Below are 13,851 nucleotides of genomic sequence, written 5' to 3' on the forward strand. Positions count from 1 at the left end.
TTTAGAGTGATTCGAGCTTGCGGCCTGACAGCGCGCGTGCGATGCCCTGGTTCATGCGCTGCGCGGCAAATGCTTCAGTGCCGTCGGCCAGCGCCTTGGTGGCGGCTTCGACCACGGCTGCGTCATCGGACTTGTGCGCCTTGCGCAATGCTTCCATCAGCGACTCGATGGCGGCGCGTTCGTCCGCATCGAGCAGGTCGCCATCGGCATTGAGCGCGCTTTGAGTGGCGAGCAGCATGCGGTCGGCATCGACGCGCGCTTCGACGAGCGCGCGAGCCTGCATGTCGGCTGCAGCGGTCGAGAAGCTTTCCTGCAGCATCTTCGCGATCTGGTCGTCCGAGAGCCCGTACGACGGCTTGACGGTGACGTTCGCTTCCACGCCGCTACCCTGCTCTTTCGCGCCGACGCTCAGCAAGCCGTCGGCATCGACTGTGAAGGTGACCCGGATGCGCGCGGCGCCCGCGGCCATCGGCGGGATGCCGCGCAGTTCGAAGCGCGCGAGGCTGCGGCAGTCGGCCACGAGGTCGCGTTCGCCTTGCACCACGTGCAGGGCCAGCGCGGTCTGGCCGTCTTGGTAGGTGGTGAAGTCCTGCGCCATCGCGGTCGGGATGGTCTGGTTGCGCGGCACGATCCGCTCCACCAGGCCACCCATCGTCTCGATGCCGAGGGACAGTGGAATCACGTCGAGCAACAGCAGGTCACCGGTGCCGCCGTTTCCCGCCAGTTGATTCGCCTGGATCGCCGCGCCGAGCGCAACGACTTCATCCGGATTGAGATTGGTCAGCGGCTCACGACCGAAGAACTCGGCCATCGCACGGCGGATTTGCGGCATGCGCGTGGCACCGCCGACCAGCACGACGCCCTTCAGGTCGTCGGGCTTGAGCTTCGCGTCGCGCAGCGTCTTGCGCACGGCTGCGACGGTACGGTCCGTGAGCGGCCTGGTCGCCTCGTCGAACTGTGAGCGTGTCAGACGAAGGTTGATCGTCCCAACCGACAGTCCGGCGTGGAAATTGACCGATTCGGCGCCAGTCAACGCTTCCTTGGCCGCACGAGCGGCGATCAGCAAGGCCGCCTTGTCCGCGGCAGTCTCGACCACCAGTTCCCTCTGCGCGAGCACGAAGTCAGTCAACGCATGGTCGTAGTCATCGCCACCCAGCGCAGAGTCGCCACCGGTCGCGATCACCTCGAACACGCCTTGCGTGAGGCGCAGGATGGAGATGTCGAAGGTGCCGCCGCCCAGGTCGTACACCGCGTAGGCGCCTTCGCTCGCGTTGTCGAGACCGTAGGCTATCGCCGCCGCGGTCGGCTCGCTGATCAGGCGCAGCACGTTGAGCCCGGCCAGTTCTGCCGCATCCTTGGTCGCCTGGCGCTGGCCTTCGTCGAAGTAGGCCGGCACGGTGATGACGGCCCCGTACAGGTCGTCGGCGAAGCTGTCTTCGGCGCGGTAGCGCAGCGTGGCCAGGATTTCGGCACTGATCTCGACCGGTGACTTCACGCCGGCCACGGTGTCCAGCTTGACCATGCCGCCCTCGTCCACCAGGGTGTAGGGCATCGCGTGGCGGTTGGCGATGTCCGCCATGCCGCGGCCCATCAGGCGCTTGGCGGACGTGATCGTGTTGCCTGGGTCGTCGGTACGCGCCGCCAGCGCGTCGAAGCCGATCTGGCGCCGCTCGCGGTCGAGATAGCGCACGGCCGAAGGAAGCAGCACGCGGCCCTCGGCATCGGGGAGGCATTCGGGCACGCCATTGCGGATCGCAGCGACGAGCGAGTGCGTCGTGCCCAGGTCGATGCCGACGGCGGTGCGTCGCTGGTGCGGATCGGGCGCCTGGCCGGGTTCGGATATCTGTAGCAATGCCATGGCTCTATTGTCCCCACTGTGCCGTCTTGGCATCGATGTCTTCTGCGAAGCGCTCAATGAACATGAGGGCTCTGACCTGGCGCGCCGCGGCGGCGTAATCACCCTTCTGGTCGATCAGCGAGTCGAGCGACGATAGTGCACGTGCCCGGCTTGCGTCGACTTCGTCGCGGAGCTTGTCGGCGCCCGCTTCGTCGCGCACGTCGTCGAGTTCTTCCCGCCACTCCATCTGTTGCATCAGGAAGTCGGCCGGCATCGTGGTGTTGTTCTGTGCCTCGATGGGCGACCCGTTGAGCGCGCACAGATAGGTCGCGCGCTTGATCGGATCCTTGAGCCGCTGATACGCCTCGTTGATGCGCACCGACCACTGCATCGCCACGCGTTGCGCCGCCGCACCCTGGGCGGCAAAACGGTCAGGGTGCGCCTCGCGTTGCAATTGCTTCCAACGGGCATCCAGCGCCGCACGGTCCTGCGCGAAGGTGGCGGGCACGTCGAACAGTTCGAAGTCGGTGTCGTTGAGATTCATGGCAAGAAAAAACCGCCAGCACATGACATGTTGGCGGCTCGCGGCTGCGTGAGCCGTGAAATCAGATCCGGAAACTTTCTCCGCAACCGCAACGGTCGCGTTCGTTCGGGTTCAGGAACTTGAAACCCTCGTTCAAACCTTCGCGCACGAAGTCGAGTTGCGTGCCGTCGATATAGGCCAGGCTCTTCGGATCGACCAGCACCTTCACGCCGCGGTCTTCGAACACGACGTCCTCTGGCGCCAGCTCATCCACGTACTCGAGCTTGTAGGCCAGGCCCGAGCAGCCGGTGGTCTTGACGCCCAGCCGCACACCCACGCCCTTGCCCCGTTTACCGAGATAGCGGGTGACATGGCGCGCGGCTGCTTCAGTGAGCGTTACAGCCATATCAGTGCGTCGTTTCGGCCGCGGCGACGGCCGCGCCGTGTTTCGCCTTGTAGTCGTTGACCGCCGCCTTGATCGCGTCTTCCGCCAGGATCGAGCAATGGATCTTGACCGGCGGCAGCGCCAGTTCCTCTGCAATCTGCGCGTTCTTCAGCGCAGCAGCTTCGTCCAGCGTCTTGCCCTTGACCCACTCGGTCACGAGCGACGATGAAGCAATGGCCGAGCCGCAGCCGTACGTCTTGAAGCGTGCGTCCTCGATCACACCGGTTTCGGCATTGACCTTGATCTGCAGCTTCATGACGTCGCCGCAGGCCGGTGCGCCGACCATGCCGGTGCCTACCGTGTCGTCGCCCTTTTCGAAGGAGCCGACGTTGCGCGGATTTTCGTAGTGGTCGATGACCTTGGATGAATATGCCATGGGGTTACCTCTTTGAACTTGTTCGGTCAGTGCATCGATGTCAATGGGCGGCCCACTGGATCGTGCTGATGTCGATGCCGTCCTGGAACATCTCCCACAAGGGGCTGAGTTCGCGCAGCTTCGCCACGTTGTGCTTGATGGTGGAGATCGCGTAGTCGATCTCTTCTTCGGTCGTGAAGCGCCCGATGGTCATGCGCAGGCTGCTGTGGGCCAGCTCGTCGCTGCGGCCGAGGGCGCGCAGCACATAGCTGGGCTCCAGGCTGGCCGACGTGCAGGCCGAGCCAGACGACACCGCCAGGCCCTTGATGCCCATGATCAGCGACTCGCCCTCGACATAGTTGAAGCTCATGTTCAGGTTGTGCGGCACGCGGTGTTCGAGGTCGCCGTTGATGAACACTTGCTCCACGTCCTTCAGGCCGTGCAGCAGGCGCTTTTGCAACTTGGCTGCCTTGGCAATGTCATCCGCCATCTCGAGCTTGGCGATGCGGAATGCCTCGCCCATGCCGACGATCTGATGCGTGGGCAGCGTGCCCGAGCGCATGCCGCGCTCGTGACCGCCGCCGTGCATTTGCGCTTCGAGCCGAATGCGCGGCTTGCGGCGCACGTACAGCGCACCGATGCCCTTGGGGCCGTAGGTCTTGTGCGAGGCCAGGCTCAGAAGGTCGATCGGCAGCTTGGCCATGTCGATGTGAACCTTGCCGGTGGCTTGTGCCGCATCGACGTGGAAGATCACGCCCTTCTCGCGGCAGATGTTGCCGAGCGCAACCATGTCCTGCACGACACCGATCTCGTTGTTCACGAACATGACGCTCGCCAGGATCGTGTCGGGGCGGATCGCGGCCTTGAATTTTTCGAGGTCGAGCAGGCCGTTGTCCTGCACGTCGAGGTAGGTGACCTCGAAGCCCTGGCGCTCAAGCTCGCGCATGGTGTCGAGCACGGCCTTGTGCTCGGTCTTCACCGTGATCAGGTGCTTGCCCTTGCCCTTGTAGAAGTGCGCCGCGCCCTTGAGCGCAAGGTTGTTCGACTCGGTCGCGCCGGACGTCCAGACGATTTCGCGCGGGTCGGCCCCGATCAGGTCGGCGACTTCACCGCGGGCTTTTTCCACCGCTTCCTCGGCCTCCCAGCCCCACGCATGACTGCGCGATGCGGGATTGCCGAAGTGTTCTCGCAACCAGGGAATCATGGCGTCGACGACGCGCGGGTCCACCGGCGTGGTGGCGCCGTAATCGAGGTAGATCGGGAAATGGGGAGTGACGTCCATGGCTGGCTCGGGCTGGCGAAGGATGGAAAGGATTGAGTCGTTTACACGGCGCCCGCGGGCGCCGTCAGGATCAGGATTTGGCGAAAACGTTGCCCAGTGCGAACACCGAATTCGGCGCGTTGACGCGTATCGGCTTGACGACCGGCTGCGCGGAAATTGCGCGCTTCACGACCGGCTTGTTCTCGACCTGCACGCCCTTGGCGAGCTGATCGTCCACCAGCTTCTGCAGGGTGACCGAGTCCAGGAACTCGACCATGCGCTGGTTCAGCGAGGCCCAGAGTTCGTGCGTCATGCACCGCCCGGCTTCGCCAAGGCAGTTTTCCTTGCCGCCGCACTGGGTGGCGTCGATGGGTTCGTCGACCGAGACGATGATGTCCGCGACGGTAATTTCAGACGCCTTGCGGCCCAGCGAGTAGCCGCCGCCGGGGCCGCGGGTCGATTCGACCAGTTCGTGGCGGCGCAGCTTGCCGAACAACTGCTCCAAATAGGACAGCGAAATCTGCTGGCGCTGGCTGATCGCGGCCAGCGTGACCGGACCCGTGTTCTGGCGCAATGCCAGGTCGATCATCGCGGTGACCGCAAAACGGCCTTTGGTTGTGAGACGCATCGCAAGCTCCTTGTGTGCTTACCATTGAAATGACACCGTGCCGGGTAGGCTCGGCAACGTCGTCTCCGCCCTGCCCGGCTCATAACCATTGGTGTTGCCATCTGGTTGGAGCCGGCCCTTCATCCGGAGTTCTCTTGTTGTTGACTATTTCGGTCAACTATACCAGAAAACCCTCCGGACTGCTCGGGTAAACCCCGATTTGGCCGGGGCAAGGGATTTCAGGCGCGCGATCCGCCCGGCGCGAGGACGGCAATGTTGTCGCTGCCACGGGCGCCGAAGGCCTGCTCGCGCAGCAGCGCCAACTGGTCGCGCACGCGGGCGGCCTTTTCGAATTCGAGATTGCGGGCGTGCTCCAGCATGAGCTTTTCGAGTCGTTTGATCTCGCGGGAGACGTCCTTTTCGCTCATGTCCTCGACCTTGGCGCGTTCGAGTTCGAGCTTGGCGGCCTCCTTGCCGCTCTTCTCGCTGTAGACCCCGTCGATCAGGTCGCGCACCTGCTTGACGATGCTGCGCGGCGTGATGCCGTTCGCCTCGTTATGGGCGATCTGGCGGGCGCGGCGGCGCTCGGTCTCGTCGATGGCCTTCTTCATCGATTCGGTCATCCTGTCGGCGTACAGGATCGCCTTGCCGTTCAGGTTGCGGGCGGCCCGCCCGATGGTCTGGATCAGCGAGCGCTCGGCGCGCAGGAAGCCTTCCTTGTCGGCATCCAGGATGGCGACCAGCGACACCTCGGGGATGTCCAGCCCCTCGCGCAGCAGGTTGATGCCCACCAGCACGTCGAAGGCGCCCAGGCGCAGGTCACGCAGGATTTCCACCCGCTCGACGGTGTCGATGTCGCTGTGCAGGTAGCGCACCTTGACGCCGTTGTCGCCCAGGTAATCGGTGAGTTGCTCCGCCATGCGCTTGGTCAGGGTGGTGATCAGCACGCGCTCGCTCTTTTCGACGCGCAGGCGGATCTCGCCGAGCACGTCGTCGACCTGGTTCGTCGCGGGACGCACTTCGACTTCGGGGTCGATCAGTCCGGTGGGCCGCACGAGTTGTTCGACGACGTTGCCGGCATGGTCCTTCTCGTACTGCGCCGGCGTGGCCGACACGAAGATGGCCTGGCGCATGCGCGTCTCGAATTCGTCGAACTTGAGCGGCCGGTTGTCCAGCGCCGACGGCAGGCGAAAGCCGTACTCGACCAGTGTGACCTTGCGTGCACGGTCGCCGTTGTACATGCCGCCGAGCTGGCCGATCATCTGGTGGCTCTCGTCGAGAAACATCAGCGCGTCCTTGGGAAGGTAGTCGGTCAGCGTTGCCGGGGGCTCGCCGGGCGCCGCGCCGGAGAGGTGGCGCGTGTAGTTCTCGATGCCCTTGCAGTGGCCGATCTCGGACAGCATCTCGAGGTCGAAGCGCGTGCGCTGCTCCAGCCGCTGCGCCTCGACCAGCTTGCCGGCGCCCACGAGTTCCTTGAGCCGGTCAGCCAGTTCCAGCTTGATGGTTTCGACCGCGCTCATCACCTTGTCGCGCGGCGTCACGTAGTGGCTCGACGGGTACACGGTGAAGCGTGGGATTTTCTGCCGGATGCGACCGGTGAGCGGGTCGAGCAGTTGCAGCGTCTCGATCTCGTCGTCGAACAGTTCGATGCGGATCGCCAGTTCACTGTGTTCGGCCGGGAACACGTCGATCGTGTCGCCGCGCACACGGAAGGTGCCGCGCGAGAAATCCTGCTCGTTGCGCGTGTACTGCATGCGGATCAACCGGCCGATCACGTCGCGCTGGCCGATCTTGTCGCCCACGCGCATGATGAAGCGCATCTGCGTGTAGTCCTCGGGCGTGCCGATGCCGTAGATGGCACTCACGGTGGCCACGATGACCGTGTCTCGCCGCTCCAGCACGCTCTTGGTGGCCGACAGGCGCATCTGCTCGATGTGCTCGTTGATCGAACTGTCCTTCTCGATGAACAGGTCGCGCTGCGGCACGTAGGCCTCGGGCTGGTAGTAGTCGTAATAGCTGACGAAGTACTCGACGGCGTTCTTGGGGAAGAACTCGCGGAACTCGCTGTAGAGCTGCGCGGCCAGCGTCTTGTTGGGCGCGAACACAATGGCTGGCCGGCCGAGCCGCGCGATCACGTTGGCCATCGTGAAGGTCTTGCCCGAGCCCGTAACGCCGAGCAGCGTCTGGAACACCTCGCCGTCTTCCACACCCGTGACCAATCCCTCGATGGCCGTGGGCTGGTCGCCCGCCGGCGGATAGGGCTGGAACAACTCGAAAGGCGAGCCCGGAAACTTGATGAATTCGCCCTCTTTCACAGGGCCGACAGACTCGGCATGTTGCCGTTCGGGAATGACTTCGGTGATTTCAGGCATGGGGTTCGGAAGAGTTGCGGCCCGATCGGTAAAATTCAAGCGAACTCGATAGGCTAACGCAGCCTCGAGCAGCAGCGCAAACCCGGGCGACGCCAGGGTCGCATCGATTCACCCGAAGGACTTTTCTCAATGTCAATGTTCACCGCCGTCGAAATGGCGCCGCGCGACCCGATCCTGGGCCTTAACGAACAATTCTCCGCCGACAGCAATCCGGACAAGGTCAACCTGGGCGTCGGCGTCTACTACGACGACAACGGCAAGCTGCCATTGCTGGAGTGCGTCAAGGCCGCCGAGGCCGACATGATGAAAGCGCCGACTGCCCGCGGTTACCTGCCCATCGACGGCATCGTGGCCTATGACAACGCCGTGAAGGGACTGGTGTTCGGCGCCGACAGCGAACCGGTGAAGTCTGGCCGCGTAGCCACGGTCCAGGCCATCGGCGGCACCGGCGGCCTGAAGGTCGGCGCGGACTTTCTGAAGAAGCTGAGCCCCGATGCCACCGTGCTGATCAGCGATCCGAGTTGGGAGAACCACCGCGCGCTGTTCACCAACGCCGGCTTCCCTGTCGAAAGCTATCCCTACTACGATGCCGACACCCGTGGCGTCAACTTCTACGGCATGCTGGCTGCGCTCAACGCAGCCGTGCCCGGCACCATCGTCGTGCTGCACGCCTGCTGCCACAACCCGACCGGCTACGACATCACCCCCGCTCAGTGGGACGAGGTCATCGCCGCTGTCAAGGCCAGGAACCTCACGCCCTTCCTCGACATGGCCTACCAGGGCTTCGGCAACGGCATCGCGGAGGACGGCGCGGTCATCGGCAAGTTCGTCGAGGCCGGCCTGACCTTCTTCGTCTCGACCTCGTTTTCCAAGAGCTTCAGCCTGTATGGCGAGCGCGTCGGCGCGCTGTCGGTGCTGTGCGAGAGCAAGGAAGAGGCTGCCCGTGTGCTGTCGCAACTCAAGATCGCGATCCGCACCAACTACAGCAACCCCCCGATCCACGGCGGCGCCGTGGTGGCAGCCGTGCTCAACGACCCGGCGCGCCGCGCGGTGTGGGAAGGCGAACTGGCCGAAATGCGTGTCCGCATCAAGGCCATGCGGCAAAAGTTTGTCGACGGCCTCAAAGCCGCTGGCGTGAAGCAGGACATGAGCTTCATCACGACGCAAATCGGCATGTTCAGCTACTCTGGCCTCACCAAGGACCAGATGGTTCGCCTGCGCAATGAATTCGGTGTTTACGGCACGGATACCGGCCGCATGTGTGTCGCTGCGCTCAACAGCAAGAACATCGAATATGTGTGTAAATGTGTCGCCAAGGTGATTTGAGCCCGTAGGATTTGTAGGAGTTTGCCTACACGCATCGTGGCGCTCCCTGATACATTGCACTGCAATATTTACATAACAGGGTGCCCATGATGCTCTATCAGTTCTACGAAGCACAACGCTCCTTGATGGAGCCGTTCTCGGACTTCGCCCAGGCCGCCTCCAAGCTCTATGCGCCGGGCGCCGTCTGGGGCCAGCTCCCGATGTCTCAGCGCATGGCCGCCGGCTATGACCTGCTCTATCGCCTGGGCAAGGATTACGAAAAGCCCGAGTTCAACATCAAGAGCGTGAAGGTCGATGGCGACGAGGTGGTGATCCAGGAGGTCATCGAACTCGACAAGCCCTTCTGCCAGCTGCGCCGCTTCAAGCGCTTCACCGACGACCCGCACACCCTGCAGACGCTCAAGGCGCAGCCGGTGGTGCTGATCGTGGCGCCCCTGTCGGGCCACTACGCGACGCTGCTGCGCGACACCGTGCGCACCATGCTGCAGGGCCACAAGGTCTACATCACCGACTGGAAGAACGCGCGCACCGTGCCGCTGTCCGAAGGCGCGTTCCACCTCGACGACTACGTCAACTACGTGCAGGAGTTCATTCGCCTGCTGCAGGCCGAATACGGCAACTGCCACGTGGTGAGCGTGTGCCAGCCGACGGTGCCGGTGCTCGCGGCGGTGTCGCTGATGGCCAGCCGCGGTGAACAGACGCCGCTCACGATGACAATGATGGGCGGGCCCATCGACGCGCGCAGGTCGCCCACGGCGGTCAACAACCTGGCTACCAACAAGAGCTTCGAGTGGTTCGAGAACAACGTGATCTACCGCGTTCCGGCCGGCTTCCCGGGCGAGGGCCGACGCGTGTATCCGGGCTTCCTGCAGCACACCGGCTTCGTGGCGATGAACCCCGACCGCCACGCGAGCAGCCACTATGACTACTTCAAGGACCTGATCAAGGGCGACGATGCGAGCGCCGAGGCGCACCGCAAGTTCTACGACGAGTACAACGCCGTGCTGGACATGGACGCGGACTACTACCTGGAGACCATCCGCACCGTGTTCCAGGAGTTCGGCCTGGTCAACGGCACGTGGGACGTGAAGAATCCGCAAGGACAGATCGAGCGGGTCAGGCCGCAGGACATTCGCACGACTGCGCTGCTGACGGTCGAAGGCGAACTGGACGACATCTCGGGCTCGGGCCAGACCAAGGCGGCGCATGCGCTGTGCACCGGGATTGTGGCGGCGCGCCAGGAGCACTACGAGGTCAAGGGCGCGGGCCACTACGGCATCTTCAGTGGTCGCCGCTGGCGTGAGCTGGTGTATCCGAAGGCTGCGACGTTCATTGCCGACCATGACGAACCACAGAAACGCGCGGGCTCCACGACGCGCGTAACCGCTGAAGACACCATTCGTGCGCCGAAGAAGCGTCTGGTGCAGGCGGCTTCGAAGGCCGTGCGCAAGACGGCGGCAGCGCCCGCGAAGACGCGCCGCGCCGCGCGCTGATTCCGACTCCTGGTTCAACATGACGCCGTTGGCAGTGCGCATTCACGCCGCGCTGCCGCAAACGCAGTGCACGCGCTGCGGCTATCCAGATTGCGCCGGCTATGCCGAGGCGATCTCGCGCGGCGATGCAGGTATCCACCAATGCCCGCCAGGGGGCACCGAAGGTATCGAACGATTGGCGGCGATCACGGGCCAGCCCTCGCGCCCGCTCGGCGCGGAGTTCGGCGTCGAAGGGCCGCGCCGCATGGCCGTGATCGACGAAGCGTGGTGCATCGGGTGCACGCTGTGCCTGGATGCCTGCCCGACCGATGCGATCCTCGGGATCCACAAGCGCATGCATACCGTCATCGAGCCGCATTGCACCGGCTGCGAGTTGTGCATCCCGGTTTGTCCGGTCGACTGCATCTCGCTCGAAGACGTGACGCCGGGCCGCACCGGCTGGCAAGCATGGTCGCAGCGCCGGGCCGACGAAGCCCTGAAACGCTACAGCCTCCATGCCGCACATCGCCCCGCGGGCGGGCGACAAGATCTGATTGAACCCGACGAAGCGCCGGCCCCCGCCGCGGACCGCAAGCGCGCCTTCGTCGAAGCAGCCCTCGCGCGTGCGCGTGCCGCCGCCGCGCGCCCACCTGCGAAAAAGCCATGACCATCGACACCCTGCTCCTCTTCGTCCTTACCTCGCTGCTGCTTGCGGTCACGCCAGGGCCGACCATGCTGCTGGCGCTGTCGAACGGCATCTCGGGTGGCATGCGGCGCGCGGGTTGGGGCATCGCGGGGGCATCGATTGGCAGCACTGCCGTGATCACCGCGGTTGCTCTGGGACTGGGCTCGTTGATGGCAGCGTCGGAATTCCTGTTCAACGCGCTGCGGGTGGCCGGTGTGCTCTACCTGGTGTGGCTCGGCGTGAAGCTCTGGCGCAGCCAACCGCCCGACGTGCGCGCGGCGCTGGCCGAACAGGGCGAATCTCCGCAGGGCGGGCGCGCCCTCTTGCGCAGTTTGGCCGTGGCGCTGTCGAATCCCAAGTCGGTCCTGTTCTTCGCGGCCTTCCTGCCGCAGTTCATCGATACGTCGCAACCGCAGGCCCACCAATACGTGGTGCTCGGCGCGATCTTCGTGTCGCTCGATACCTGCGTGATGCTCGCCTATGCGGGCGCCGGCACGCAGGCCGTGCGTTGGCTGTCCAAGCGCAGCCTGCAGCGGCTCAACCGCGGCTGTGCGGCGGGCATGTGGGCACTGGCGGCGATGCTCGCGTTCTGGCGCCGGCCTGGAGTCTGAACGGCTGCGCGCTCAGGCGCGTGGCTTCCATAGCAACAGGAGCACCCCCGACAGCACGACCGTCACGGCGCCCCACTCGAAGGGCGTGACCGTCTCGCCCGCGATCAACACGCCCAGCAGCATCGCGATGACCGGATTTACGAAGGTGTAGCTTGACGCGAGCGAAGCCGGCGCGCGGGCCAGCAGAACCATGTAGGCATTGAACGCGATCAGCGAACCGAACACCACAAGGTAGAGCCAGGCCGCGACGGCCAGCGGCTGCGGCGGCCAGTCGAAGGCTTCGCCGTGCAATGCCGACAACAACAGCAGCACGACGCCACCGCAGATCATTTCGCTGGCAAAGCCCATGGCGCCTTCGGCAAGCTGGAGGGTCCGCTGGCTCAACACGCTACCGACCGACCAGCAAACGCAGGCCGTTGCGATGGCCACCAACCCGGCGGGCGAGGCCTGAAATCCGCTGCCTTGCGTGAGCATCAACACGCCGCCCAGCCCCAGCACGATTCCCATCGCTTCGAGCCTGCGAGGGACCACGCCCCAAAACAGATTCAGCAGCGCGATCATCAGCGGCACTACTGCGATGAAGGCCACCACCAGGCCAGAGCCTACTGAAACCTCGGAGAACGCCGTGCCGCCCATCCCGCCGCCCAACATCAGGCCGCCAATGACCAGCGCATTGCGCCATTGCTGGCGCGTCGGCCATGCGACGCCACGCCAACGCATCCACGCGGCAAGCAAGGCGCCTGCGAACAGGAAGCGCGTGCCCATTTGCAGGAAAGGCGGAAAGCTCAGCAGCGCATATTTGATGGCGAGGTAGGTCGAGCCCCACACCAACCAGGTGGCGGCAAGGCACAGCAGCAGCAGCGATGACAAGCCGGTACTCGAGGCGTCCGGCGCCAGCTTGCTGGCAGGTGTCAGTGAGTTCAGGACGGGCATTTGGTGCGATCCATTGCGGAAGGTTTGCCTCCATCCTATGAAGGCGAATGGCGCGCAACCATGGATAACCAACGGTTCTTTGGCCAGAATGCCACGGAATCAAAGGAGATTCATGGAAACGACCTTGAACCTGACATTGGACGCCTACGACACCCGCATCCTCGCCGAATTGCAGGCCGACGCGCGCCTGACGATGGCCGAACTCGGCCGCCGCGTTCACCTGAGCCAGCCCGCTGTCACCGAGCGCGTGCGCAAACTCGAGGGCTCAGGCGTGATCAGCGGCTATCGCGCGACGGTGGATCTTTCGAAGCTCGGCTACGGCATCCGCGCCATCATTCGCGTCGGGCGCGCCGAGTACGCACGCGTCGTCAAGCTGGTGCAGCAAACGCCCGAATGCATCAATGCCTATAACGTGACGGGGGACGACAGCTGGGTGCTGGAGATCGCGGTCATCGACGTGGCGCATCTCGATGCGGTCGTGACGAAGTTCTGTCTGTTGACCGAGACCGCGACCTCGATCATCCTGAACCCGGCGCGCGAACATCAACCGATGCTGCCGCCGCGACGCTCGGATGTGAAGCCGCCGATCCGGAAGATCCTCAACGCGTAGCCAGCGCGTTGAAGGCGACGACCACCTCGGGCGGCGCCTGCACGAGTTCGATCAGCACGCCTTCACCTGCGATCGGGAATTCGTCGTTGGCCTTCGGGTGCAGGAAGCAGATGTCGAAGCCCGCCGCGCCCTTGCGGATGCCACCGGGTGCGAAGCGCACGCCCTTCGCAGCGAGCCATTCGACGGCCACCGGCAGGTCGTCGATCCACAAGCCGACGTGATTGAGCGGCGTGGCGTGCACCGCCGGCTTCTTGTCAGGGTCCAGCGGCTGCATCAGGTCGACCTCGACCTTGAACGGGCCGCTGCCGATGGCGCAGATGTCTTCGTCGACGTTCTCGCGCTCGCTCCTGAACGTGCCCGTGACCTCCAGCCCCAGCATGTCCACCCAGAGCTTCTGCAGGCGTTGCTTGTCGGGCCCGCCGATGGCAATCTGCTGGATGCCCAGCACCTTGAACGGGCGCTGGACGGATGGCCGCTGGACGGCGCTCATGCGAACTCCAGGATCACCTGGTCCACCGCCAGCGATTCGCCCTTGCCCGCCGAGATCGTGCCGACCACGCCGTCATGCGAGGCGAACAGCACGTTCTCCATCTTCATGGCCTCGATGACCGCCAGCTTCTCGCCCGCCTGCACATGCTGGCCCGGCTTCACGGCCACTTCGACCAGCAGGCCCGGCATCGGCGACATCAGGTATCTGCTGAGGTCCGGCGGTGCCTTGTAGGGCATGAGCTGCTGCAGCCGCGCGCCCAGCGGCGACAGCACCATCGCCTCGACTTGCGTGCCGTTGTGCGACACCCGCAGCGCCAGCGGGTTC

At 64.6% G+C, this 13,851-nt stretch carries 15 protein-coding genes; 5 read left to right on the plus strand and 10 right to left on the minus strand.

Annotation, left to right across the window (positions count from 1 at the left end; genetic code table 11):
- Window position 1: 1 nt before the first annotated feature.
- The 7 genes from hscA to uvrB all read right to left on the minus strand — a co-directional run bounded on the left by hscA (window position 2) and on the right by uvrB (window position 7,400).
- Window positions 2–1,858, minus strand: a complete 1,857-nt coding sequence (gene hscA / locus WKW80_RS13960; RefSeq protein ID WP_340364147.1) for a Fe-S protein assembly chaperone HscA — start codon at window positions 1,856–1,858, stop codon at window positions 2–4.
- Window positions 1,859–1,862: 4 nt separating this feature from the next.
- Entirely contained in the window at window positions 1,863–2,381 is a 519-nt protein-coding gene (gene hscB / locus WKW80_RS13965) for a Fe-S protein assembly co-chaperone HscB (protein WP_340364148.1), read from the minus strand.
- A 61-nt stretch (window positions 2,382–2,442) separates the two neighbouring features.
- Window positions 2,443–2,766, minus strand: a complete 324-nt coding sequence (gene iscA, locus WKW80_RS13970) for an iron-sulfur cluster assembly protein IscA (protein ID WP_218511567.1) — start codon at window positions 2,764–2,766, stop codon at window positions 2,443–2,445.
- Between the two features lies 1 nt (window position 2,767).
- Window positions 2,768–3,181 (minus strand): Fe-S cluster assembly scaffold IscU, encoded by a 414-nt coding sequence (gene iscU / locus WKW80_RS13975; RefSeq protein WP_340364149.1) that lies wholly within the window; start codon window positions 3,179–3,181, stop codon window positions 2,768–2,770.
- 40 nt (window positions 3,182–3,221) lie between these two features.
- Window positions 3,222–4,442, minus strand: a complete 1,221-nt coding sequence (locus WKW80_RS13980) for an IscS subfamily cysteine desulfurase (protein WP_340364150.1) — start codon at window positions 4,440–4,442, stop codon at window positions 3,222–3,224.
- A 70-nt stretch (window positions 4,443–4,512) separates the two neighbouring features.
- Window positions 4,513–5,049: a Fe-S cluster assembly transcriptional regulator IscR gene (gene iscR, locus WKW80_RS13985; protein WP_340364151.1), complete on the minus strand. Its 537-nt coding sequence runs from the start codon at window positions 5,047–5,049 to the stop codon at window positions 4,513–4,515.
- Window positions 5,050–5,267: 218 nt separating this feature from the next.
- Window positions 5,268–7,400 carry an excinuclease ABC subunit UvrB gene (gene uvrB / locus WKW80_RS13990; protein WP_340364152.1) on the minus strand — a complete coding sequence of 711 codons (2,133 nt, stop codon included), beginning with the start codon at window positions 7,398–7,400 and terminating at the stop codon, window positions 5,268–5,270.
- A gap of 129 nt (window positions 7,401–7,529) precedes the next feature.
- Here uvrB and WKW80_RS13995 point away from each other — a divergent pair, with 129 nt between their 5' ends.
- The 4 genes from WKW80_RS13995 (at window position 7,530) to WKW80_RS14010 (ending at window position 11,494) form a co-directional block, all read left to right on the plus strand.
- Window positions 7,530–8,726, plus strand: coding sequence for an amino acid aminotransferase (locus WKW80_RS13995; protein ID WP_340364153.1), 1,197 nt, complete (start codon window positions 7,530–7,532; stop codon window positions 8,724–8,726).
- Window positions 8,727–8,815: 89 nt separating this feature from the next.
- Window positions 8,816–10,219, plus strand: a complete 1,404-nt coding sequence (locus WKW80_RS14000) for a polyhydroxyalkanoate depolymerase (RefSeq protein ID WP_340364185.1) — start codon at window positions 8,816–8,818, stop codon at window positions 10,217–10,219.
- A gap of 19 nt (window positions 10,220–10,238) precedes the next feature.
- Window positions 10,239–10,865 (plus strand): RnfABCDGE type electron transport complex subunit B, encoded by a 627-nt coding sequence (locus WKW80_RS14005; protein WP_340364154.1) that lies wholly within the window; start codon window positions 10,239–10,241, stop codon window positions 10,863–10,865.
- A complete protein-coding gene (locus WKW80_RS14010) occupies window positions 10,862–11,494 on the plus strand; it encodes a LysE family translocator (protein WP_340364155.1) in 633 nt (210 codons plus the stop codon). The genes WKW80_RS14005 and WKW80_RS14010 overlap by 4 nt, the downstream gene beginning before the upstream one ends.
- 12 nt (window positions 11,495–11,506) lie before the next feature.
- On the opposite strand, the gene yedA is transcribed toward WKW80_RS14010, so the two are convergent.
- The gene (gene yedA / locus WKW80_RS14015) at window positions 11,507–12,427 is read right to left on the minus strand and encodes a drug/metabolite exporter YedA (protein ID WP_340364156.1); all 921 of its coding nucleotides are present in this window, start codon (window positions 12,425–12,427) and stop codon (window positions 11,507–11,509) included.
- A 112-nt stretch (window positions 12,428–12,539) separates the two neighbouring features.
- Here yedA and WKW80_RS14020 point away from each other — a divergent pair, with 112 nt between their 5' ends.
- Window positions 12,540–13,037, plus strand: a complete 498-nt coding sequence (locus tag WKW80_RS14020; protein ID WP_340364157.1) for an Lrp/AsnC family transcriptional regulator — start codon at window positions 12,540–12,542, stop codon at window positions 13,035–13,037.
- Here WKW80_RS14020 and WKW80_RS14025 read toward each other — a convergent pair.
- Both WKW80_RS14025 and WKW80_RS14030 read right to left on the minus strand, forming a co-directional pair.
- On the minus strand, window positions 13,027–13,527 hold the full coding sequence (locus WKW80_RS14025; RefSeq protein WP_340364158.1) for a VOC family protein: 501 nt from the start codon (window positions 13,525–13,527) through the stop codon (window positions 13,027–13,029). The two genes, WKW80_RS14020 and WKW80_RS14025, sit on opposite strands and share 11 nt — an antisense overlap.
- On the minus strand, window positions 13,524–13,851 hold a 328-nt coding region (locus tag WKW80_RS14030; RefSeq protein WP_340364159.1), incomplete at its 5' end, for a biotin/lipoyl-containing protein. The genes WKW80_RS14025 and WKW80_RS14030, both read right to left, overlap by 4 nt.

Source organism: Variovorax humicola, assembly GCF_037889915.1.
Taxonomy (GTDB): Bacteria; Pseudomonadota; Gammaproteobacteria; order Burkholderiales; family Burkholderiaceae_C; genus Variovorax; species Variovorax humicola.